This window comes from Dyadobacter sp. 676, assembly GCF_040448675.1.
Lineage (GTDB): Bacteria > Bacteroidota > Bacteroidia > Cytophagales > Spirosomataceae > Dyadobacter.
This window is the reverse complement of record NZ_CP159289.1, coordinates 5,985,045-6,005,076: the sequence shown is the minus strand read 5'-3', so window position 1 is coordinate 6,005,076 and position 20,032 is coordinate 5,985,045. Positions and strand designations below refer to the sequence as shown.

17 protein-coding genes are annotated in these 20,032 nt (G+C 54.0%); 11 read left to right on the top strand and 6 right to left on the bottom strand.

The annotated features are described in order from the left end of the window. The first annotated feature begins 294 nt into the window (after positions 1-294). The 5 genes from ABV298_RS26420 (at position 295) to ABV298_RS26400 (ending at position 3,720) form a co-directional block, all read left to right on the top strand. Positions 295-1,740: a hypothetical protein gene (locus tag ABV298_RS26420; protein ID WP_353719134.1), complete on the top strand. Its 1,446-nt coding sequence runs from the start codon at positions 295-297 to the stop codon at positions 1,738-1,740. Between the two features lie 160 nt (positions 1,741-1,900). Further along, positions 1,901-2,782, top strand: coding sequence for an SDR family NAD(P)-dependent oxidoreductase (locus ABV298_RS26415; RefSeq protein ID WP_353719133.1), 882 nt, complete (start codon positions 1,901-1,903; stop codon positions 2,780-2,782). Further along, entirely contained in the window at positions 2,766-2,918 is a 153-nt protein-coding gene (locus tag ABV298_RS26410) for a hypothetical protein (RefSeq protein ID WP_353719132.1), read from the top strand. The genes ABV298_RS26415 and ABV298_RS26410 overlap by 17 nt, the downstream gene beginning before the upstream one ends. A 5-nt stretch (positions 2,919-2,923) precedes the next feature. Continuing rightward, positions 2,924-3,517: a hypothetical protein gene (locus tag ABV298_RS26405; protein ID WP_353719131.1), complete on the top strand. Its 594-nt coding sequence runs from the start codon at positions 2,924-2,926 to the stop codon at positions 3,515-3,517. Further along, complete coding sequence (locus ABV298_RS26400) at positions 3,481-3,720, top strand: AraC family transcriptional regulator (RefSeq protein ID WP_353719130.1); 240 nt, start codon at positions 3,481-3,483, stop codon at positions 3,718-3,720. The genes ABV298_RS26405 and ABV298_RS26400 overlap by 37 nt, the downstream gene beginning before the upstream one ends. A gap of 412 nt (positions 3,721-4,132) precedes the next feature. Here ABV298_RS26400 and ABV298_RS26395 read toward each other — a convergent pair whose 3' ends face one another. Beyond that, positions 4,133-5,791 (bottom strand): arylsulfatase, encoded by a 1,659-nt coding sequence (locus tag ABV298_RS26395; RefSeq protein ID WP_353719129.1) that lies wholly within the window; start codon positions 5,789-5,791, stop codon positions 4,133-4,135. A gap of 338 nt (positions 5,792-6,129) precedes the next feature. Between ABV298_RS26395 and ABV298_RS26390 the strand changes: the two genes are divergently transcribed. Next, a complete protein-coding gene (locus tag ABV298_RS26390; RefSeq protein ID WP_353719128.1) occupies positions 6,130-6,531 on the top strand; it encodes a response regulator in 402 nt (133 codons plus the stop codon). Between the two features lie 7 nt (positions 6,532-6,538). On the opposite strand, the gene ABV298_RS26385 is transcribed toward ABV298_RS26390, so the two are convergent. Continuing rightward, on the bottom strand, positions 6,539-7,444 hold the full coding sequence (locus ABV298_RS26385) for a glycoside hydrolase family 43 protein (RefSeq protein ID WP_353719127.1): 906 nt from the start codon (positions 7,442-7,444) through the stop codon (positions 6,539-6,541). A 184-nt stretch (positions 7,445-7,628) separates the two neighbouring features. On the opposite strand from ABV298_RS26385, the gene ABV298_RS26380 reads away from it, so the two are divergent. From ABV298_RS26380 to ABV298_RS26365, 4 genes are all read left to right on the top strand, one after another. Continuing rightward, complete coding sequence (locus ABV298_RS26380) at positions 7,629-8,039, top strand: DoxX family protein (RefSeq protein WP_353719126.1); 411 nt, start codon at positions 7,629-7,631, stop codon at positions 8,037-8,039. Positions 8,040-8,167: 128 nt separating this feature from the next. Beyond that, positions 8,168-8,398 (top strand): thioredoxin family protein, encoded by a 231-nt coding sequence (locus ABV298_RS26375; RefSeq protein WP_353719125.1) that lies wholly within the window; start codon positions 8,168-8,170, stop codon positions 8,396-8,398. 252 nt (positions 8,399-8,650) lie between these two features. After that, complete coding sequence (locus tag ABV298_RS26370; protein WP_353719124.1) at positions 8,651-11,215, top strand: TonB-dependent receptor; 2,565 nt, start codon at positions 8,651-8,653, stop codon at positions 11,213-11,215. A gap of 199 nt (positions 11,216-11,414) precedes the next feature. Further along, positions 11,415-14,717: a glycosyl hydrolase gene (locus tag ABV298_RS26365; protein WP_353719123.1), complete on the top strand. Its 3,303-nt coding sequence runs from the start codon at positions 11,415-11,417 to the stop codon at positions 14,715-14,717. Between the two features lie 67 nt (positions 14,718-14,784). On the opposite strand, the gene ABV298_RS26360 is transcribed toward ABV298_RS26365, so the two are convergent. Then, positions 14,785-15,474 (bottom strand): hypothetical protein, encoded by a 690-nt coding sequence (locus ABV298_RS26360; protein WP_353719122.1) that lies wholly within the window; start codon positions 15,472-15,474, stop codon positions 14,785-14,787. Positions 15,475-15,901: 427 nt separating this feature from the next. Next, complete coding sequence (locus ABV298_RS26355) at positions 15,902-16,966, bottom strand: endonuclease/exonuclease/phosphatase family protein (RefSeq protein WP_353719121.1); 1,065 nt, start codon at positions 16,964-16,966, stop codon at positions 15,902-15,904. Between the two features lie 144 nt (positions 16,967-17,110). On the opposite strand from ABV298_RS26355, the gene ABV298_RS26350 reads away from it, so the two are divergent. Further along, on the top strand, positions 17,111-18,682 hold the full coding sequence (locus tag ABV298_RS26350) for a glycoside hydrolase family 43 protein (RefSeq protein WP_353719120.1): 1,572 nt from the start codon (positions 17,111-17,113) through the stop codon (positions 18,680-18,682). Here ABV298_RS26350 and ABV298_RS26345 read toward each other — a convergent pair. Both ABV298_RS26345 and ABV298_RS26340 read right to left on the bottom strand, forming a co-directional pair. Continuing rightward, a complete protein-coding gene (locus tag ABV298_RS26345; protein ID WP_353719119.1) occupies positions 18,679-19,599 on the bottom strand; it encodes a sugar phosphate isomerase/epimerase family protein in 921 nt (306 codons plus the stop codon). The two genes, ABV298_RS26350 and ABV298_RS26345, sit on opposite strands and share 4 nt — an antisense overlap. A 238-nt stretch (positions 19,600-19,837) precedes the next feature. Beyond that, positions 19,838-19,966 (bottom strand): hypothetical protein, encoded by a 129-nt coding sequence (locus ABV298_RS26340; protein ID WP_353719118.1) that lies wholly within the window; start codon positions 19,964-19,966, stop codon positions 19,838-19,840. Positions 19,967-20,032 lie beyond the last annotated feature (66 nt).

Genomic DNA, 20,032 nt, shown 5'->3' with positions numbered 1-20,032 from the left:
CCGGATTTGATCCTTTCGATTATCTCATCGCTAATACTTACAAATTTGGGTTTCATCAGGTGCCAGCAGATCATGGATATCGAGCGCCAAACTAACAAAATTACCTGCTGGCAATTCAGATCCGGTCAATAAATATGCCATCACCGGCGCGGGGAAACGGTTGTGCAATGGAATGGGGAAAAGATGCAACTGTCGTTCCGGCACAAATCCCCCGCTGCCGCCTTCGGCCCGATGGCATATATTTTTCCCGCTGGCTCGCCGATTACATACGAACATCAACAATCTGACAGCGTTATGGCAAAAGACCGATCAGGAGGATTTCATCCCTCCAAAGGAAAACCATCCGGAGGCCGGCCCGAGGGGCTCGGGGTATCCACCGCAGCGCCGGAGGAAATCGAACAGTTTCTCGACCGGACCGACGAATATTTACAGGACGACGAGACGCTCGACCCCGCCGTGCCGTTGAGGCACCCTAACCGCCCGCCCGGAGGAGGCGGAAACGGCAATGGAAAGCCCAACCTGCGCGAAACCGATACGACGATCGAAATGGCCATGGCCCCCGGTGTCGACACCGAGCCCGAACGGCTCCCCGATATACTCGACAAGGATCTGTTTGCGGAACTGGCAGCGTTTCGTTCCGAATGCTGCGTGACCATTTATCTGCCTACCCATCAGTCGGGCGTAGAGGTTAATGAAAAGCATGATGCGATTTTGCTGAAAAACACGTTGAAAGACCTGTCGGCAAAACTGGCCGACGCCGGTATCGAAACCGCACGCATCGAACAATTGCTGACGCCCGCTTACGCATTGTTACAGCAAAGCCGTTTCTGGGGCCGTATGGAAAAGGGTTTGGCGATGTTCATAGCCGACGGGTATTTCAAATACGTCAAAATGCGGGTGGCACCCCAATATGTGGCAGTGTGTAAAAAGCGGTTCTACATGACGCCGCTCGTACCGGTGCTTACCTGCAATACTTATTTCTATCTGCTGGTTATCAGCAAACAGAAATGCAAACTCTTCCGTGCCGATGCGTTCGGGATGGAACCGGTACACGTCCCCGATCTTCCGGACGACATGATGGCCGTTAAAAGGCTTTCGGACAAGGATGCCAGCACCTTTCGCGTAGGAACCGGCTCGGGCACCGGCGGGGCCAACTTTCACGGTATGGCAGGCGGCAATCCCGAGCATAAGGATAACATCGCCGTGTATTTCGAGGCTGTGGACGATGTGATTTTCAGGGAAGTGTTGCACAACGAAAATGCGCCGCTCCTGCTGGCAGGTGTCGAATACCTGATCCCGATTTACCGCGCCGCCAGCGATTATCATAACATTTGCCCCGAGGCGCTCACCGGAAGTCACGAGCACGACGAGATACACGACCTGTATGCCAGGGCAAGAGGTATTATGCAGCCATATTTCGACCAGCCGCTGGACAAGGCGCTGACGATCTACGCAAACCAGTCGGCAACGCCTTTGAGCTCCTCCATTGCGGCCGACATTATCCCTGCGGCCTATTACGGCCGGCTGTCGCATTTGTTTGTACGCAAAGGCGCGACAATCCACGGGCAGTTCGACGAAACAAACGCCAGCCTCGAACTGCATGGCAGCGAAGAGGAATCGTCCGACGATTTGCTGGACATGGCGGTGATCAAGACGCTCACCCAGGGCGGCGAGGCGTACCTGCTGCCACCGGAACGCATGCCCGCCGCATCCGACATCGCGGCAGTTTTCAGGTATTGACCGGTGGTAACGGTAGAAATACCCCATTCAGGAAGCGAAGGCGCCGGAAAACCGGCCCTTCGCTTTTTTTGGTCCCCTCAACAAATAAAATTGATCCTCAAAACAAAACCTCCCGGAAGCGGCAGGGCTAATTTTGTTCTATCAAATAATTACATTTGTCATGGAACAATTAGCAACAACATTCAATCATCAGCAACCTGTCGGTTCAGGCTTCGACGCGTTCTCCACCGCCCAGGACGTGATCCGGGGCATCGATCTGACAGGGAAAACCATCATCGTCACGGGCGGTTACGCGGGCATCGGTCTGGAAACCGTGAAAACTTTCGTGCAGGCGGGCGCTCACGTGACCGTCCCAGCGCGCGACATTGCCAAAGCCACCCGAACTCTCGCCGGTATCCCGAACGTGAGTGTGGAACCGCTTGACCTGATGGATCCCGCTTCGATCGACGACTTTGCAGAGAAATTCTTGCAAAACGGCCTGCCATTGGATATATTGGTCAACAATGCGGGCATCATGTGGGTACCGCTCCGGCGCGATGCGCGCGGTTACGAATCGCAGCTTTCGACCAACCATCTCGGCCATTTCCAGTTGACGGCCCGGCTCTGGCCGGCGTTGAAGCAAGCGGGGAATGCAAGGGTGATCAGCGTATCATCGTTCGGCCACCATATCGCACCGTTTGATTTTGAAGATCCCAATTTCGAGCATCGCGCCTATGAGACGCTGACAGGCTACGGACAATCCAAAACGGCCAATAACCTCTTTGCCGTGGAACTCGACAAACGGGGAAAAGCCTTCGGTGTGCGTGCATTCTCCCTGCACCCGGGCTCGGTGAACGGCACCGACCTGGGCCGGGTAGCGCCCCTGGAGATTTTTCAGCAGTTGGGCACGCACGACGCCGACGGGAACATTTATCCCGACGTTGCCCGCAAGCTCAACCATTCCGCAAGGCGCAGCAACGACGGTCTGGTGCGCCACCAGCCCCTCTCTCGACGGCCTGGGCGGCCTGTACTGCGAAAATGCGGACGTGGCGGAAATAGATAACGGCCATATCGGGCACCGTTACGACGAGCCGCTGACCCTGCGCGGCGTGAAGCCCTATTCCATCGATCCGGAAAACGCACGACGCCTCTGGACGCTGAGCGAACAACTGACAGGCGTAACCTTTGAAACAAATTAGGAAAAGTGGCACATCAGTCGCATTACATTCATCCCGAGCTAAAAATCGCCGGTTTTACGGAGCACTTTCACAAAAGCGATGTACTTTTTGAGGAGCATTTGCTGGTATGGTTCATTTCGGGAGAAACGAAAATCATCCAGGGCGGGCAGACCCACCGGTTTGGCGCTGGCGATACGCTGTTTTTCCCTCGGCACGAACTGGTGACGGTTATCAACTACCCAAAGGATGGCAAACCTCATCGATCGGTGGTCATGCATCTGACTTCAAAACGCCTGGAAGCATATTATGCCCAAAAGCAAGCGGTCGTCAGGCCGGTGCCGAAGCCGGGATTCAGGACATTCGGGAAACATCCGCTGCTGCAAAGCTGCCTGGCCTCGCTCGTGCCTTATTTCGACCTCCGCGAACCGCTCCCTGAAGCGCTGGCGGCCATTAAAATCGAAGAGGCGATAACCATTTTACGAACGGTAGCACCCGAAATCGACCATTTTCTGGCCGACTTCGGGAACCGGGGAAGATTAACCTCGCCGACTTCATGGAGCAGCATTATATGTATAATCTGCCCATGGCGAAATTCGGCTACCTCACCGGCCGCAGCCTGACGACCTTCAAACGTGATTTCAAAAAAACATTTCAAACGACTCCGCAAAAATGGCTCACGGGAAAGCGGCTGGAACTGGCACATTACCTGATCCGCGAAAAGAAACGCCGCCCGTCGGAGGTATACCTCGAAGTAGGATTCGAAAACCTCTCGCATTTCGGGTATGCATTCAAGAAGCAATTTGGCTACGCACCCACCGAGTAAGAAAAGCATATCAGATGCTATCGTCACGCGGAGCACCCTTCCAAGTGGAATGCGCAGAGCGCCGTAATATCAGAACGGCTATGTTAAGGCGCAGCGCACCACGAGCTTCTACAAATATTGCGGCGCTCTGCGCTTAGGTTCAAGGAGGTGCAGAGCACCGCAATACTTGTAGATTAAATCGCACCAACCCGGACGTCAAGGTGCAGCGCACCCCAAGAAGATGCATTGGCGTTGAAACCCGGGTTACATAGTCCTCACAAGCCGGTTTCTTCTGTCGCCTGCACTCGCATATAATATTATTTATGGGTGCCATGCATTCTGATGCGCCCAAATTATTCCGTATTCTGCGAACCTGCGGCGCTCCACGCCAGGCCGGCGGGGCCGACTTCTTGCCCACCGGGATTCCTCGGTTTCAGAACGTGGGCGGTACGCGGTTTGGCCGCGCTGCCGGCGCACCGATCGGGTTGGCCGGTTTGATTTTATCGTAATCCACCACACCGGTACGTTCGGCCCAACGAAAATATGCTGCGGAAAGCTGGTCGACGACGTCGGGGTTCGCCGAGGCCAGATCGGTGGTTTCGCCACGGTCCGTTTCAAGGTCGTACAACTCCCATTTGTAGGCCGGGTAGGTCGAAACAATCTTCCATTTACCTTTCCGTACGGCCCGATTGCCGGCACGTTCCCAGAAAATCGGCTCCCCGCCCCTGTCCACTTCGCCCGATTTGCCCGTCAGCACAGGAAGGAGGCTTTTACCGGGTAATGGGTTAATGGCGATGCCCTTATCGGCTGCGGGATAACTCGCTCTGGCAAGGTCGTAAAAAGTGGGCGCCAGGTCGATCAGGTGGCCGGTGCCTTTTACAATCTGGCCGCCCTTGATCCGTCCCGGAAACCACGCGATGAAAGGTGCGCTGATACCGCCTTCGTGCATATTGTTTTTGTATGCCAAATGCGGGGTGTTCGAAACGTACGCCCAGGGTTGATCCTGATACACATAGGAACCGGCCGTACCGGCCGGACCGGTATTTCGTTGCGGCTTGCGTGGGGAGGAGCCCGCATAACCACCCTGCGCACCATTGTCAGAGATAAAGACGATCAGGGTATTATCGTCCTTACCAAGGGCTTTCAGTTTTTCGCGGAGCTTGCCGATATTCTGGTCGACGCGGTCGATCATCGCCGCATAGATCTCCATTTTGCGCTCCCAGAGCAACTTTTCATCGTAGGGTACATTATCCCAGGGTATTACATCCTTATCCCGCGCAGCCACCGTCTGTTTCGGATCGGCGATACCGAGCGCTTTCTGGCGCCGGAGCCGCTCCACGCGCAGCGAATCCCAGCCGATGCTGTACCGCCCTTTGTACTTCGCGATGTCCGATTCGGGCGCTTGCAACGGCCAGTGCGGTGCGTTATAGGCGAGGTAAAGGAAGAACGGTTTGGCTGTTTTACTTTGCTCTTCGAGGAACGACAGCGCGTGATCGGTGATTTCGTCCGTCAGGTATTTATCGGGCGGAAGGCTGATGCGCCTGTTATTTTCAACCAGCTCGACTGCCGGCCCATTACCATATTTACCGATATCGTAATAATTGCTGGCGCCATTGATAAAGCCATAAAAACGATCGAAACCGCGCTGGTTAGGCCATGCGAGGCTGTCGTTGCCTACATGCCATTTACCGCTCAGCAGCGTGCTGTAACCGGCACTGCGCAAAACTTCGCCGAACGTCAGCGACTCTTTGTTGAGATATCCCTGATAGGCCGGCAGGCCCAGATTCACATTGAAATACCCCACACCTGCCTTGTGCGGGTACTGCCCCGTAATGAGCGACGCACGCGTAGGTGCGCAAATGGAATTATTATAAAATTCGCGGAAACGGATGCCTTCGGCGGCCAACTGATCGAGGTTCGGTGTTTTGATTTCCGAGCCGTACGCGCCGATATCGGAATAGCCCAGGTCGTCGACCATGATCAGGATGATATTGGGCCGTTGGTCCGGGACCCGGTTAGCAGCAGGCTTCTTCTGTGCCATAACGCCCGATGCGGCCACCAGGGCCAGGGCGAGGAATGCAGAGATCTTCATAATTTGGTAAAAAGGTAGAACACGATGTTTGGAATACAAATATATTTATTCTATATAATTAATATAGTATTTAAAAATTCTATTACTTGCATATGGGCTGTCCGGGGCGGTGTCTGTGAGCTATACAGGGTGAGGCTACAAAAAAATGGCAGTTGAGGAAGGGCAATTCACCTGGCTTTCAAATTTTTACGACAGATAAACCCAAAATATGACGTTCTATAACAAAATATGCCTAACTTGCTTATCCGATCACGCCTCCCTCCTGCGAACCGCCTTTCTATCCGGCAATCGAACCGGTCGTTTCAAAAAACACGTGTGTACCAAGCTTTTGAGAGGTGATGAAAAAAAACACTGTAATTATCGTTGACGACGACGCGGACGACCGCTATCTCATTGGCGAAGCATTGAATATAGTTGGCGAAAAGAGGAAGATCGTCGAAGTGGAAGACGGCAGAGAGCTCGTAGACCTGCTGGTTAAGGGCAATCCGCGTCCCGAGCTCATCCTGGTGGATATGAATATGCCCCGAATGAACGGTGTGGAAGTACTGGGGGCCATCCAGTCGTTTGCCGACTTTGAAAACGTCCCCAAAATCGTGCTGTCCAACGACAGCAACAATGCCGAAATAGCCTACCAGGCAGGTGCCGATGGCTTTTATACAAAGCCCTCCACCCTGGACGGTTACCTGGATGTCGCCAGAAGGATCCTGAAAAAATACCTGGGCGGCTTAAAGGAACCCTGAGCAGGCGCTAACGGCTCCCTCGTACCCCTTCGGTGGTCATGACTACCCTTCGGAGCGAGCCATCTTCCTCGTAATACAACCTGTCGACACAAACGGACCTCCGGTGGCTTCCTCCTCCGGGCAATGCACCGTTGTGGTAAAAAAAGTAGCTTTCCCCCCGGAAATCGACGACCGCCGGACGATTCGTGGCACAGTTACCGGCTATTTCATTCAATATGCCCCTGAATTCCCACGGTCCTTCGATCTTGCGGCTCGTCGCGTAAGCTACTTTCTCGGGGTAGCCGTATCCGTAGGCGAGGTAATAAATGCCGTCCCGCTTGTGTATGTGCGCCCCTTCGGAGAATCCCGGAAGGTCTACAACCGCGATTTCCCCTTCCAGGGCGGTAAGATCGCCGGTCAGCCTCGCGAAATAGCATTGCCCGTTACCCCAGAACATATAAGCCGCGCCGTCGTCGTCGACAAGCACCGTCGGATCGAGATTGGCCTTTTCGTTGTCGGTTGGGGGAAGCATATCGTGCGTGATCAGAGCTGCGCCCCTGGCATCACGAAACGGCCCCACGGGATTGTCCGAAACCGCTACGCCGATCGCCTTATGCGGTCCGCCTGCGTGCGTGACGGACACGAACCAGCAAAATCGCCCCCGATATCCGATTACTTTGGATGCATAGGCGTCGCCGCTGGCCCATGAGAAATCCGTCGCCTTCAACGGGAAAGGATGTTCATTCCAGTGAACGAGATCGGTCGACGAGAAGCAGAGCCAGTCGTGCATATGGTAGTCGTCGACGCCGGCCGGGGGATCGTCGTGGCCTGTATAAAGGTAAATGCTTCCGTTGTGTACCAGCACGGTCGGATCGGCGGTGTAGTGGTTGCGGATTATCGGGTTTCCCTCGGTGATCATGAAATTCGAAGCCATTTGTGAGCAATAATATTATAACAGGCTATTAAAAACTGTTCCAGAAACCGGCCGTCGCCGCCAATTCACCGCCCTTGCCGCCTATTCCACCGGCGAATGCGCCCATCCGGGCACGATTGGAGATGCCCGAATGCAGCTAAAAAGCCAGTTTTGTGTCATCAATTAACTCAAAACAGGCAAGACCATGACACAAAAAACCACCACCATCATCTACCGGACAGGCACCGCATTGACGTCGCTCTGGTTCGGCGCTAGCGGTTTTTTCGAACTCACCAAAAATCCCGTCGTATGGGACATTACGGTACAGCTGGGTTACCCGGCGCATTTCATTTACCTTCTCGGGGTATTCAAGCTTTCGGGCGTGGCCGTACTGCTGACGCCCAACCGGCTTCACCGGCTGAAAGAATGGGTTTTCGCGGGAATCTTCTTCGATATCATTTTCGCTTTCGTGTCCAAACTGGCGGTTATCGGCCTGGCCGCAACGCTCGACGCCATCGTGGCATTTGTGATGGTGTCGGTCACCTATGCGATGTTCCGTAGGCTTGAAGCCTATTCGGGAAGTGTGCCAAACAGCGGTGTGGTACCGGCCCATTGAGCAAAATGGATTTCTTTCTCAAACTATCCGGCCTGGCTGTTTTTGTCAAAATTGCGCCGGAGCAGCAGTCTACCGGCAACTTACCTTCGTACTGCAATTTGGCACTGAACCATTTTAAACCGAAAGCAATGAAAAAAGCCATTTTCTTCCATGCGGGCCTCCCCGTTTGCCTGAGCGCGAAACAGGAAATATTGAACCTCATTCCCGACGACCGGATCGAAGTAATACACCTTGGCGAGGAAAAAGGCAAAATTGCGGAGGCCGAGAGGGCTGGCGTGCAGTCGATCCCCGCCCTCCTGACGCCGAACGGCCACGTGCTGCACATCAATTTCGGCACACGGATAGCGGATCTGAAATAGATTCGGAAAGACGGGATGCCGCAAGACCGGGACCTTATTCCCGGTTTTTTTCATAAATTTATTACTCTACTATTTCTATATATTAAATAATATTGATAGTTTTGTCGCCGAACTTACAATCCCTGCATATGAAACCACCGATTATCCCTTACTGTTGTCGCCAGCCATTCCCCAAACAGCGATAGCTCAGGCTGTTTTGCAGTAACCACCACTCATGAACACCATCGAAAACAGTAAAGAAATCATTCATTTATGAACACATTTTTTAAGGCCCTATTCAGTTCAGCAATTCTACTCATTTCCCTCATTGCCCACGCCCAAAACCCGCCGATCGTGAATGCGACCGTTTCCGGGACCGTTCTCGACGCAGCCACCGACGCCCCGCTCGTCGGCGCCACGGTGACCATTAAGGGAACGACCAACGGGGCCGCAACGGATGCCAACGGGCAATTTCAGCTGGTAACGGGCCAGAAACTTCCATTTACGCTGGTGGTTTCGTTTTTGGGTTATATCAAAAAAGAAACGGTGATCGAAGGCAGCGGCGTCACGATCAAGCTCGACCCTTCGGCCGATAACCTCGAAGACGTGATCATTTCGTCGCGCCGCAGGCAGGAATCGGCCCAGGAGGTGCCTATCCCTATTTCAGTAATCCGCGGATCGGCGGCGGAAGATGCCGGGGCATTTAATGTGAACCGTTTGAAAGAACTCGTTCCGACGGTCCAGCTCTATGTTTCCAATGCGCGTAATACCACCCTGAATATCCGCGGCCTCGGCTCGACCTACGGCCTCACCAACGATGGTATCGACCCCGGCGTAGGGTTTTATGTAGACGGCGTTTACTACGCCCGTCCGGCAGCTACCGCACTGGATTTCATCGATATCGAGCGTATCGAAGTGTTACGCGGGCCGCAGGGGACTCTTTTTGGCAAAAACACCACGGCGGGCGCATTCAACATCACTACCCGTGCGGCAAGCTTCGATCCGGGCGGCAGCTTCGAGCTAAGCTACGGAAACTTCGGTTTCGTGCAGGCAAAAGGGTCGATTACAGGTCCCATCAGCAAAAAACTGGCGGCGCGGCTATCGTTCACGGGCACGCAGCGCAACGGGTTGTTCTATAATGTGCATACTCAGCAGCCTATCAACGACATCAACAACATCGGTGTGCGCGGGCAAATCCTGTACTCGCCGAGCAGCAAAGTGAATATCACGGTCATCGGCGACGTTTCCGACCAGAAGCCAAACGGCTACGGCTGGCCGGTAGCGGGCGTGGTGCCTACCAAACGCGCCGCTTACCGCCAGTTCGACGCCATTATCAAAGACCTCGGTTATCAGCTGCCCTACACAAGCGCATTCGAGCGTAAATTGGACCTCGACACGCCTTCAAAAGCGGATAACCGCCTTGGCGGCGTTTCGGCAAATGCCGATATCAAGATCGGAAATGGAACACTTACCGCTACATCAGCATGGCGTTTCTGGAAATGGGTCCCGCTCAACGACCGCGATTACCTCGGCCTGCCTGTGTTTACGATCTCCTCGGGTAACTCGGTCCACGACCAATGGTCGCAGGAAATCCGTTACTCGGGTAAAATTTCACCGAAGCTTAGCGGTGTGATCGGTCTCTTCGGTCTTTGGCAGGATTTAAAATCGGATCCCGTACAAACGGAAGAGGCCGGCTCGGCACAATGGCGGTTTGCCCAGAGCACTACCAGCGAGCTCTGGAAAACACCGGGCCTGTTCGACAACTTCGGTATCCGCACTACCAACCGCATCAAGAGCACCAGTCTGGCCGTTTTTGCGCAGGCCGACTGGGCAATCACCGACAAGCTGCATTTGTTGCCCGGTGCCCGCTACAACTGGGATAAAAAGGTTGTAAACTACAAAAGAGAGACATACGGCGGCCTGCAGACAACCGACCCTGCATTACTGGCGCTGAAAAGGCTCGTTTATACCGACCAGGCGTTCGACACCAATTACGACGAGGGTAACTTCTCCGGGCAGTTGTCGCTTCAATACAAGGCAAGCAACAAAATAAATGCATACGCGACCTACTCGATCGGTTACAAGCCGATTGGCGTGAATGTGGGCGGGTTGCCAACGGCCAACGGCGCCGTGCTACTGGACCTCGCAAATGTGAAGCCCGAATATGTAGACCATAAAGAACTCGGCATTAAAACCAAACCCACGGCCAATTCCGTGCTTAACGTAACACTCTACCGTTCCGATATCAAGGATTTCCAGACCCAGGTACAAACTCCCGAGCCCGGCGTAAACCGCGGTTACCTGGCGAATGCCGAGAAAGTACGCGTGCAAGGCGTGGAAGTGGATGGTAATATCCGTTTCAGCAACCTGTCGTTCAATGCGGCCGTGGCTTATACCGACGGAAAATATGTACGTTTCACCAACGCCCCCGTGCCGCTGGAAGAAGTAGGCGGCGAACAGGCATTCAAGGATATTTCCGGCGGGGAACTGCCCGGTATTTCGAAATGGTCGGGCTCGGTAGGTGGTGAAGGGACGGTAAAAGGAACCTTTCTGGGCTTAAAGGGCAATTACTTCCTCGGTCTGGATGTGTTTGCGCGCACGGGCTTCTCATCGAGCCCTTCACCCTCGAAATATCTGAACGTAGACGGCTACTCGCTTACCAACGGCCGCCTTGGGTTCCGCGCCTCCAACGGCATTTCTTTCTTCGTTTGGGCGAGAAACCTGTTCAACAAAGATTATTACGAAATGCTGCTCGCCGCTCCCGGCAGCTACGGGCAATACGCGGGCGTAGTGGGCGATCAGCGCACTTATGGCGTTACTTTGCGCTACTCATTCTGAGCAGCGCAGCAAAAGCAAGGTAATGAAAACAGGACGCTTCCGCGGGAAGCGTCCTGTTTTGCTTCCAGACAGGGACTAGCCTCGCCGCTATCGGCAGTATCTAAAAATTTCCCGTTTAAATTACACGAGTAGATATCGCAAGAATGCCGCTTCACCATCCGGAAACGCCTGTTTCCCCGCAGCAAATCAGCCATTTACTATGAAAAAACTCGTGCTCCTCGCCTGGGTGCTTCCCGCGCTCGCATTCGGGCAAAACACCACCTTGCAACAAGGGTTCCAAACCCCGCCCGACGCCGCCAAACCACGCGTATGGTGGCATTGGATGAACGGGAATATTACCAGAGAAGGCATCACCAAAGACCTCGAATGGATGAAGCGGGCCGGCATCGGCGGGTTCCAGAATTTCGATGCCAGTCTTTTTACGCCCAATGTGACCCCTAAAAAGCTGGTGTTCATGACGCCGGAATGGAAGGACGCGTTCAAACATACCACCGATCTGGCGGTGAAACTCGGGCTGGAAATGGCGATCGCCGGTTCGCCGGGATGGAGCGTGACGGGCGGGCCCTGGGTACCGGCCGCCGATGCTATGAAAAAATATGTGTGGACGGAAACCCGCGTAACGGGCGGACAGGCATTCAAGGGAAAGCTGCCTCAGCCCAGGCCTGTCGCCGGCAAATTTCAGGACGTGCCGCTCCCGGCGGAAGGTGGCATTACCGGTCCTACCGGCGAAGTGCCCGACTATTTCGCCGATGCCGCGGTGATCGCCTACAAATTACCGGCGGCCGACAAGCTGATGACTTCGCTGAACCCAAAAGTGACGTCGAGCGGCGGTACCTTTTCGGTAGCCGAGCTTACCGATGGCGATTTGGGTAAATCGAGCCTGCTTCCGCCTATGGAAGTAGGCCAGGATATGTGGATACAATATGAATTTGACAGCCCGCAGACCTTCAAAGCCCTGACCATCGTGGGCGCGAGTTCCGGCGGTGCATTGGCCGAGTTCAATGGCGCCCCGAACAACCGGACGCTGAAAGTGAGCGACGACGGCGTTAATTTCCGGGACGTGGCGCCTATCAAAGGTAGTACCGTACCGCAAAACACTCTTGCATTCGCCCCGGTTACCGCCAGGTTCTACCGCATCGCATTCAAGACGCTGCCGCCGCCTTTCAACCCTTTTGCGGCGATGTTTGGCGGTAATGCGCAACCCGCCAAACCCGAGGGAGTCCAGGTCGCCGAAATCGTCCTCCATAACACCGACCGCATGGACCAGTTCGAGGAAAAGGCCGGTTTTAGTCCGTGGAGGGAAAACGCCGCCTCTTTTGTACCAAACCATGCGGACGCGATCCCGCTTACCGACGTGGTGGACCTCACCGCCAGAATGCATACCGACGGCAGCCTCGACTGGACACCGCCCGCCGGTAACTGGGTGATCGTGCGCCTGGGCTATTCGCTGACAGGCCGCAAGAACCACCCGGCATCACCCGAAGCGACCGGCCTTGAAGTGGACAAGCTGGATAAGGAGGCTGTTAACAGGTATATCAACACCTATCTGGATATGTACAAAGACGCAACCGGCGGTCAGATGGGTACGAAAGGCCTGCAATACATGGTGCTCGACAGCTACGAGGCAGGTCACATGACCTGGACCAAAGCGATGCCTGACGAGTTCAAAAAGCGCCGCGGCTACGACATTACGCCCTGGATACCGGTGCTGACCGGCAGGGTCGTGAAAAGCGCCGACGAAAGCGACCGGTTCCTCTGGGATTTCCGCAAAACGATCGGCGAGCTGATTGTCGAAAACCACTATGAGGTGATTGGCGATGCGTTGAAAGCGCGGGGTATGAAGCGCTACACCGAGTCGCACGAGGGCGGGCGCATTTACCTGGCCGATGGCATGGATGTAAAACGCAAGGCCGACATTCCGATGGCGGCCATGTGGACACCCGGCAGCTTGGCGGGAGGCACGGACGAGGAAGTCCGCAGCGAAGCAGACATCCGGGAATCGGCCTCGGTAGCGCACATTTACGGGCAGAATATCGTGGCCGCCGAATCGATGACCTCCGTAGGCAATGCTTTCATGTGGTATCCCGAAAAACTGAAACGCACCGCCGACCTTGAAATGGCGTCGGGCTTGAACCGATTCGTAGTGCACACCTCGGTACACCAGCCGCTGGACGATAAGAAACCGGGCTTTTCGCTGGGGCCATTCGGCCAGTATTTCACCCGCCAGGAAACCTGGGCCGAGCAGGCAAAGGCATGGACGGGTTATCTGAGCAGAAGCTGTTTTATGTTGCAACAGGGCAAGCCTGTGGTGGATGTGCTCTATTATTATGGTGAAAACTCCAATATCACGCAGATTTCGACCCAGAAATTACCGGCGATTCCTGCTGGCTATGCATTCGATTTTGCCAATGCGAGTGTCGTTAAAAATATGCTGAAAGTAGAAAAAGGGCTGATCGTGACGCCGGCCGGCCAGCAATACCGGTTGCTGGTACTCGATTCCACGGCCCGGACGATGACTATACCGGTCCTTCAAAAGATCGGGGAACTGGTGGCGGCCGGCATGAAAGTGGCCGGTGTAAAGCCCGAGCGCTCCCCAAGCCTGAGCGACGATGCTGCCGCATTTGATGTGTTGGTAAATAAAATATGGAGAAGTCCCAATGTATCTACACAACCTCTGGAAACCGTTCTGGCCGGCATTGTTCCCAAAGACGTGGCGATCACCGGTGAAAAGGCCAGGATACTCTATGTGCACCGCCGCACCGCCGATGCCGACATTTACTGGCTCGACAGCCGCAGCAACGACTCCAATGAGGCGGAGATCAGTTTCAGGGTAACCGGCAAAGTCCCGACGCTCTGGAACCCTGAAACAGGTAAAACCAGCAAAGTTTCCTACCGCATCGCCGACGGGCGCACCACCATTCCGCTCAAATTCGACTCCTGGCAGGCCTATTTCATTGTATTCAGCGGAAAAGCGGCCACCAATACCCACCAGGAGCCGGCCTTGAAAGAATCGGAAGTTGCCGGCGTCACCGGTGCGTGGACGGTGCGCTTTCCGCCGGGGCTCGGCGCTCCTGCGCAAACGCAGCTGAATGCATTGGCTCCGCTTTCCGAAAACGCCGATCCGGGCGTCAAGTACTTTTCAGGCACCGCTACCTATGAAAACACATTGACCGTCCCTTCGATTGACAAAAATGCCCGGTACTGGCTCGACCTGGGAGATGTAAAAAATCTGGCCGAGGTAATAGTTAATGGTAAAAATTCGGGTATTGTCTGGAAAAAGCCCTTCCGGATCGATGTCACGGATGCATTGAAGCAAGGGACCAACACCATACAGTTGAAGGTGACCAATACCTGGGTAAACCGCCTTATCGGCGACGCCCAGCCCGGCGTGACGAACAAAATTACGTACACCACGATGCCGTTCTATAAAGCGGATTCACCCTTGCAGCCGAGCGGCTTGCTCGGACCGGTGAAACTGGCTGCGGTAGTGACTGCCCGATAATCAAATGCGTCAACCGGAAGCTACGATTTACTTCCGTTTGACGCATTTGATTTGAACACCTTCCGACCTAGCAGGTGCGGGGGCAGGGAGCACTCAAATCGTAATACCCGCTGTCGGCATCGGTACCCAGCACACCGCTTTTATCGCCTTCCTGCGCGGGGATCGCCTGAAACAGCAAGCCGAATGTATACGACGCCCCCAAATCCCTGGCCGAACCGTCGCCCACGACCGGAAAGTACCGGTGCAGAACAAAACTTATGTATATCCTCGGCATTATTTTGTATTTGAAAAGCGCGCTCAGCAACTCTTTCACCGGATAATTGTAGCCGTTCAGAAACCCGTACTGGCTGCGGAACAACGGACTCGTGATATCGTTCGCGTGGCCTTTTTCAACCCAATACCTTTTCCATTGCCGGGCCAGCACATCGGGCACATTGCCACCCGGGCCGTCGTCGCCCTGCTCCCGGAAATCGGCCGGAGTGTGTGCATAGTAAGGAGTGATGATCTGTCCGGCATTATCGACGCCGAATAGCACAAGCTTGAATTGTTGCTGCTCCGTATCGAACCCGAAACGTACTTTTATGACGTTGATGCCCGGCGTGGAAACGAGGGTTTCGAAGTCGTCGCCATCGAAGAAATCGCCTAGCAGGAGCTTGCTCCCGGATTTAAAAAAGCCGAAAGGTTCACGGCTGTGCTCCAATGCCTGCCATTGGGCCACCCATTTGGCATATAGTTCATCACTGATAAATTTTGACATGCTCGCTGAGATTAAAGAGTTTAAACAACAGGTAATTGCCTTTCCGTCACGTCGGAAAATCCCGGCATAACAGAAAAGCAATATACCTAGCGAAGGGTAGAGTTGTAACTAATTACCATAAAAAGTAGTATAACTTCGATTTAGCGGCCAGGTTTTGGTTTTTAGCTTGCCGATGAAGTGCGGTAGTGCCCAAAATCCCGAAAAGCTTTTGACACGTTGACACCAGCAACCGTTGTTCATGATAGACACGACAAAATTGCGCAAACGCGGAGGCGCGCGTAAGCGTGTAAACACGTGAATATAAAACCAGGTGTTTTCCGGGGGGGCGGGGCGCTTTCACCACCCGGCCGGCAAGCGGCAGCTTCAATGCCCTGATGCCGGCTGGTACCAGCTGCGCCGGCAAGTCCGCTTTTAACTGAGGACTTGATTACTCCGGTACTTCTTTAGAGATTTTTTCATTGGCCACTTCGATATCCTCCGGTTCCGCTTCGGGCTCTTGCTGCCTGGAAGCCGCAGTGGGTTCATACTGCAATGAAAGAAGGATCGGAAAATGGTCCGAGGAGAAATTTTCAAGTCGGGCCAGTCCAACGAGCTTGAAATCCGTAGAACAAAACACATGGTCGAGCGGAAAGCGAAGCACCGGAATTCCCGCATGAAAGGTGTTATAAAATCCCCGGCCGATGCGCGGGTCGAGCAGGCCGCTGATTTTGGTAAAAAGATCCGTGGTATATGACCACGCGACGTCGTTCAGATCGCCCACCACAATGCAAGGCCACCGATTTGCCTTCACCTCCTTTGCAATGAGCAGCAATTCCTTGTCGCGCTCCGTGGAATACAGGTTTTCTCCCGGCACGGGCGGCGTCGGGTGCACGCAAAACAACTGCACTTTCTGGCCGGAAGGCAAGGTTACCAGGGTCTTGATCGACGGGATTTCCTCATCTACAAGGTAACGGACCTCCGTTTCCGAAAGCACCAGCCTCGAATAAAGCAGCATGCCGTAGGTATTCTCCAGCGGAACGGTCATTTGATAAGGATAACTGTCACGCAAAACCAATGTGCTTTCATACCAGAAACCGTCGGTTTCGAGCAACAGCACAATGTCCGGATCGTATTTTCGGATCAGGTTCAGGCAGCCGGCGGTATTCTTGTTATCCTGCAAAACATTGGAAGACAATATCGATATCCGGTTTTCGGGCAAATGCATCTCTGCGGGTAGGATCACCTTCCGCGCGACAGGCGTGAAAGGATAAATCAGGTAGCAGAGGTAGATGCTGTTCAAGACAAATGCTCCCGAAAACAGTAGCGTCCTTACCTCTGTTGAAAAAAACAGGCTTAGATACATCCCGGCAACCGCCACGCTGAGCACAAGTTTCTGTAACCTGGGATACTCGAAAACCCGGAATGTCCAGTAATCGTTACGAATCAGCGGAATGAGCGACATCAGCACCACGAGGCAGCCGGTAATTTCGAGGAAGGTCTTCAAATAGTCCATCGGTTGGTAAAATTGCAATATTCTAATTATTCCGCATCATTTCAACCATCGGCGCGTTGGAATGGCAGCATTTTCCATTACACCGGTGGGTTTCTTATCCCGAATTAAATCCCTTTATTCGCAGTTCCATCAATCCGTATTACGATGAAATTTCCCGGCATATCCCTGCTGATCTTCCTTTTTACCACCAGCATAATGGCGCAGCGGCCTGCCCCGGCCCCGGTTGTCACTTACCGCAATCCGGTCATAGCGGGCGATTTCGCCGATCCGTCGGTGATCCGTGTCGGGGATACCTACTTTGCAGCCGGTACCTCGTCGGAATGGGGACCAGCCTACCCTATTTATAGCTCTAAAGACCTGGTTAACTGGAAGTACGTCGGCCCGGTGTTTACCGAACTACCCAAATGGACCATGGGCAGCTACTGGGCGCCGGAGCTGTTTTTCCGGAACGGGACTTTCTATGTATATTATACGGCACGGAGGAAGTCGGACAGGCAGTCGATGATCGGCGTGGCCACCACCAAAGACATCACCAAAGGGTTCAAGGATCACGGCGTGATCGTCGAGTGGACGAAGGAAGCTATCGACGCATTTGTAGTAGAAGACAAAGGCAAGCTATTCATTACCTGGAAAGCATACGGGCTTGATAAAAACAGGGGCATCGAGCTGCTGGGTGCCGAGCTCTCGCCGGACGGCCTCAAAGTGACGGGGAAAGAATTCAGCCTGCTCAAAGCCGACCCGACAGGCTGGGAAGCGGGCGGGGCCGAGGGCCAGGCTATTTTCAAAAGAGGCGATTTCTGGTATATGCTCTATTCCGGTAATGCTTGCTGCGGCGACCGCTGCGACTACCAGGTCGGGCTTGCGCGGGCTGAAAAACTGCAAGGTCCGTGGGTCAGGTATTTGGGAAACCCGGTGCTTTTCGGGGACGAGACCTGGAAATGTCCCGGACACGGCACCGTAGTGGTAACGCCCGACCGCCGCTATTTTTACCTGCATCATGCCTACAACGGTACCGACTTCACGTTCGCCGGCCGGCAAGGCGTGCTGAGCGAACTGGTATGGGACGAAACTACCAAATGGCCTGCATTTCGATACGGCAAAACACCGCCCGCGCAAGCTGAGTCCCCCGCGGGCGCAGGCACATCCGGGCGGGATATGCTTAGCTTCTCCGTCAATTACGACCGGGATACCCTCAGCCTTCCGTGGGTCTTCGACGCCGGGTTGCCCAAGCCGAAATTTTCCCTGAAACACACTTCCCTGGAAATAGAATGTGAAAATGCGGCCAGAACGGGCAACTTTTTGGGGCATACGGTTAAAAAAGGCAACTACACCTTCGCTACCGAGTTGGTGGCCAAGGACGATGTTTTTCAGAATATCGTCCTCTATGGCGATGCGCAGAATGCGGTCGGATATGGTGTGGGCCAAAACCGTGTCGAACTGTGGCAAGTGAAAGATGGCGTTTACGAAACTCTCAAAACCCAGGAAATTCCCGACAAATACAAGCATATCAGGCTCGAATTGCAGAGCCGCTTCGGCCGGTTCTACACATTCAGCTGGGCCGTAAAAGGCCAGAAAATCGATTCGCTCACCAGCTCCGTGCAAATGGAGGCGCCGTGGCTTCCGCGCTGGGACCGTGCCCCGAGAGTAGGGATTAACGTAACCGGCCCGCCGTCGGGGACTAGCGAAATCAAAGCGATCGAGATGAAATATGATTAAAAATATTGCCGCATGAGGCGTGGATAAGCCGGGATGACGATTTCAGGATCTTCGATTTCGGGATGCCACCTTTTCTCCCATTCGAAACTGTAATAGCCCTTGTAATTGTCCTTTACAAGGGCATCGATCGCCTCCCGCAACGGTCCCTCGCCCTTGCCCACCTGCACGTACGCGATCTTGCCGTCTTTCAGCAGGCCGTCTTTGATGTGGGTGTGACGGATATATTTCTTTAATCTGGCATAAACTTCTTTCGGCGGCTCCTTCGTCACGGACCACATATTGAAAATATCCCAGATAAGCCCTACATGTCTGTGCTCCGCCTTGCCCATTATCGCCGCGAGAATATCTTTGCCAGTCACATCGCCATGCGATTCGAGCAGTACGGTAACGGACGTATTTTTGGCATAATCGCCCAGTTCCAGCAATCCGGTGCTGATCAGCTCCACGGTTTTATCCACCTCCTGGTCTTTGGGTAAATCGTTGGGAAAAACGCGGACGTAGGGGCAATTCAGCTGTTGTGCCAGATCGATGAACCGCCTGGCTTCGTCGAGATTTTTTGCCCGCACCGCCGGATCAGCCATGTGCAATGCCGCCGACGAGCCCAGGTCGACGATCCTTAACCCCTTGTCCTCGGCCATTTTACGTGACCGGCCAATGCTTTGCGGGCTATCGAAATCGCTGCATTTGGGCAAATCCATGCAATCGAGCACTCCGCGGATCTCGATCCCATGGTAGCCGTTACCGGCCGCGTGTCTGACGATCGTCGCCCAATCCCACTTGGGGCAAGCCAGTGTGGAGAATGAAAATAGCGGCTCGGCTTTTGCCAGCGCATTCAAAGGCTGGATTAACGGTAACGCGATGCCTGCCGAAGCAGCGGCCAGAAAATCCCTGCGGCTGAGAGAAGATGATCGGTTCATATGGTTTAGGAAAATATAGGGCAAAGCACGGCTATTTCGGCAACCGGTCCGGCATAAATCATTTGTAGGAACAGCCCCCCCGACCTCAATAAGTAATATACCTCCGGCATTTACTCACCCCGGTGCCGGCCTGCAAATGCAAAAAAAGAAGGGCCCGCAATTCGCATTACGGACCTTCTTACGTATTGAGCTCCTTAACAAAGCTTCCCAAATTTCAATTGCTCTTTTCGTACCCCCTTTATTCAGCGGGTTGCTCGGTTAATTCCGTTTTCCGCAGTTCTAGCAAGACCCGGATACCCATTGCCGCAATCGCCACCGCAATTCCGACCTGCACCAGTCCAGCCCACATGCTAATCGTCCATTCCATTTTTGTATCGATTTGATTTTCAGCACAAAATAAAATCGCCGCCGGGCGGAATTAAAACACTATCAA

What these genes read in the sequence shown, in the direction of transcription:
- ABV298_RS26420 (WP_353719134.1), top strand. Translation starts at nt 295, where the DNA reads ATGGCAAAAGACCGATCAGGAGGATTTCATCCCTCCAAAGGAAAACCA.
- ABV298_RS26415 (WP_353719133.1), top strand. Translation starts at nt 1,901, where the DNA reads ATGGAACAATTAGCAACAACATTCAATCATCAGCAACCTGTCGGTTCA.
- ABV298_RS26400 (WP_353719130.1), top strand. Translation starts at nt 3,481, where the DNA reads ATGGCGAAATTCGGCTACCTCACCGGCCGCAGCCTGACGACCTTCAAA.
- ABV298_RS26395 (WP_353719129.1), bottom strand. Translation starts at nt 5,791, where the DNA reads ATGAAGATCTCTGCATTCCTCGCCCTGGCCCTGGTGGCCGCATCGGGC.
- ABV298_RS26390 (WP_353719128.1), top strand. Translation starts at nt 6,130, where the DNA reads ATGAAAAAAAACACTGTAATTATCGTTGACGACGACGCGGACGACCGC.
- ABV298_RS26385 (WP_353719127.1), bottom strand. Translation starts at nt 7,444, where the DNA reads ATGGCTTCGAATTTCATGATCACCGAGGGAAACCCGATAATCCGCAAC.
- ABV298_RS26380 (WP_353719126.1), top strand. Translation starts at nt 7,629, where the DNA reads ATGACACAAAAAACCACCACCATCATCTACCGGACAGGCACCGCATTG.
- ABV298_RS26375 (WP_353719125.1), top strand. Translation starts at nt 8,168, where the DNA reads ATGAAAAAAGCCATTTTCTTCCATGCGGGCCTCCCCGTTTGCCTGAGC.
- ABV298_RS26370 (WP_353719124.1), top strand. Translation starts at nt 8,651, where the DNA reads ATGAACACATTTTTTAAGGCCCTATTCAGTTCAGCAATTCTACTCATT.
- ABV298_RS26365 (WP_353719123.1), top strand. Translation starts at nt 11,415, where the DNA reads ATGAAAAAACTCGTGCTCCTCGCCTGGGTGCTTCCCGCGCTCGCATTC.
- ABV298_RS26360 (WP_353719122.1), bottom strand. Translation starts at nt 15,474, where the DNA reads ATGTCAAAATTTATCAGTGATGAACTATATGCCAAATGGGTGGCCCAA.
- ABV298_RS26355 (WP_353719121.1), bottom strand. Translation starts at nt 16,966, where the DNA reads ATGGACTATTTGAAGACCTTCCTCGAAATTACCGGCTGCCTCGTGGTG.
- ABV298_RS26350 (WP_353719120.1), top strand. Translation starts at nt 17,111, where the DNA reads ATGAAATTTCCCGGCATATCCCTGCTGATCTTCCTTTTTACCACCAGC.
- ABV298_RS26345 (WP_353719119.1), bottom strand. Translation starts at nt 19,599, where the DNA reads ATGAACCGATCATCTTCTCTCAGCCGCAGGGATTTTCTGGCCGCTGCT.
- ABV298_RS26340 (WP_353719118.1), bottom strand. Translation starts at nt 19,966, where the DNA reads ATGGAATGGACGATTAGCATGTGGGCTGGACTGGTGCAGGTCGGAATT.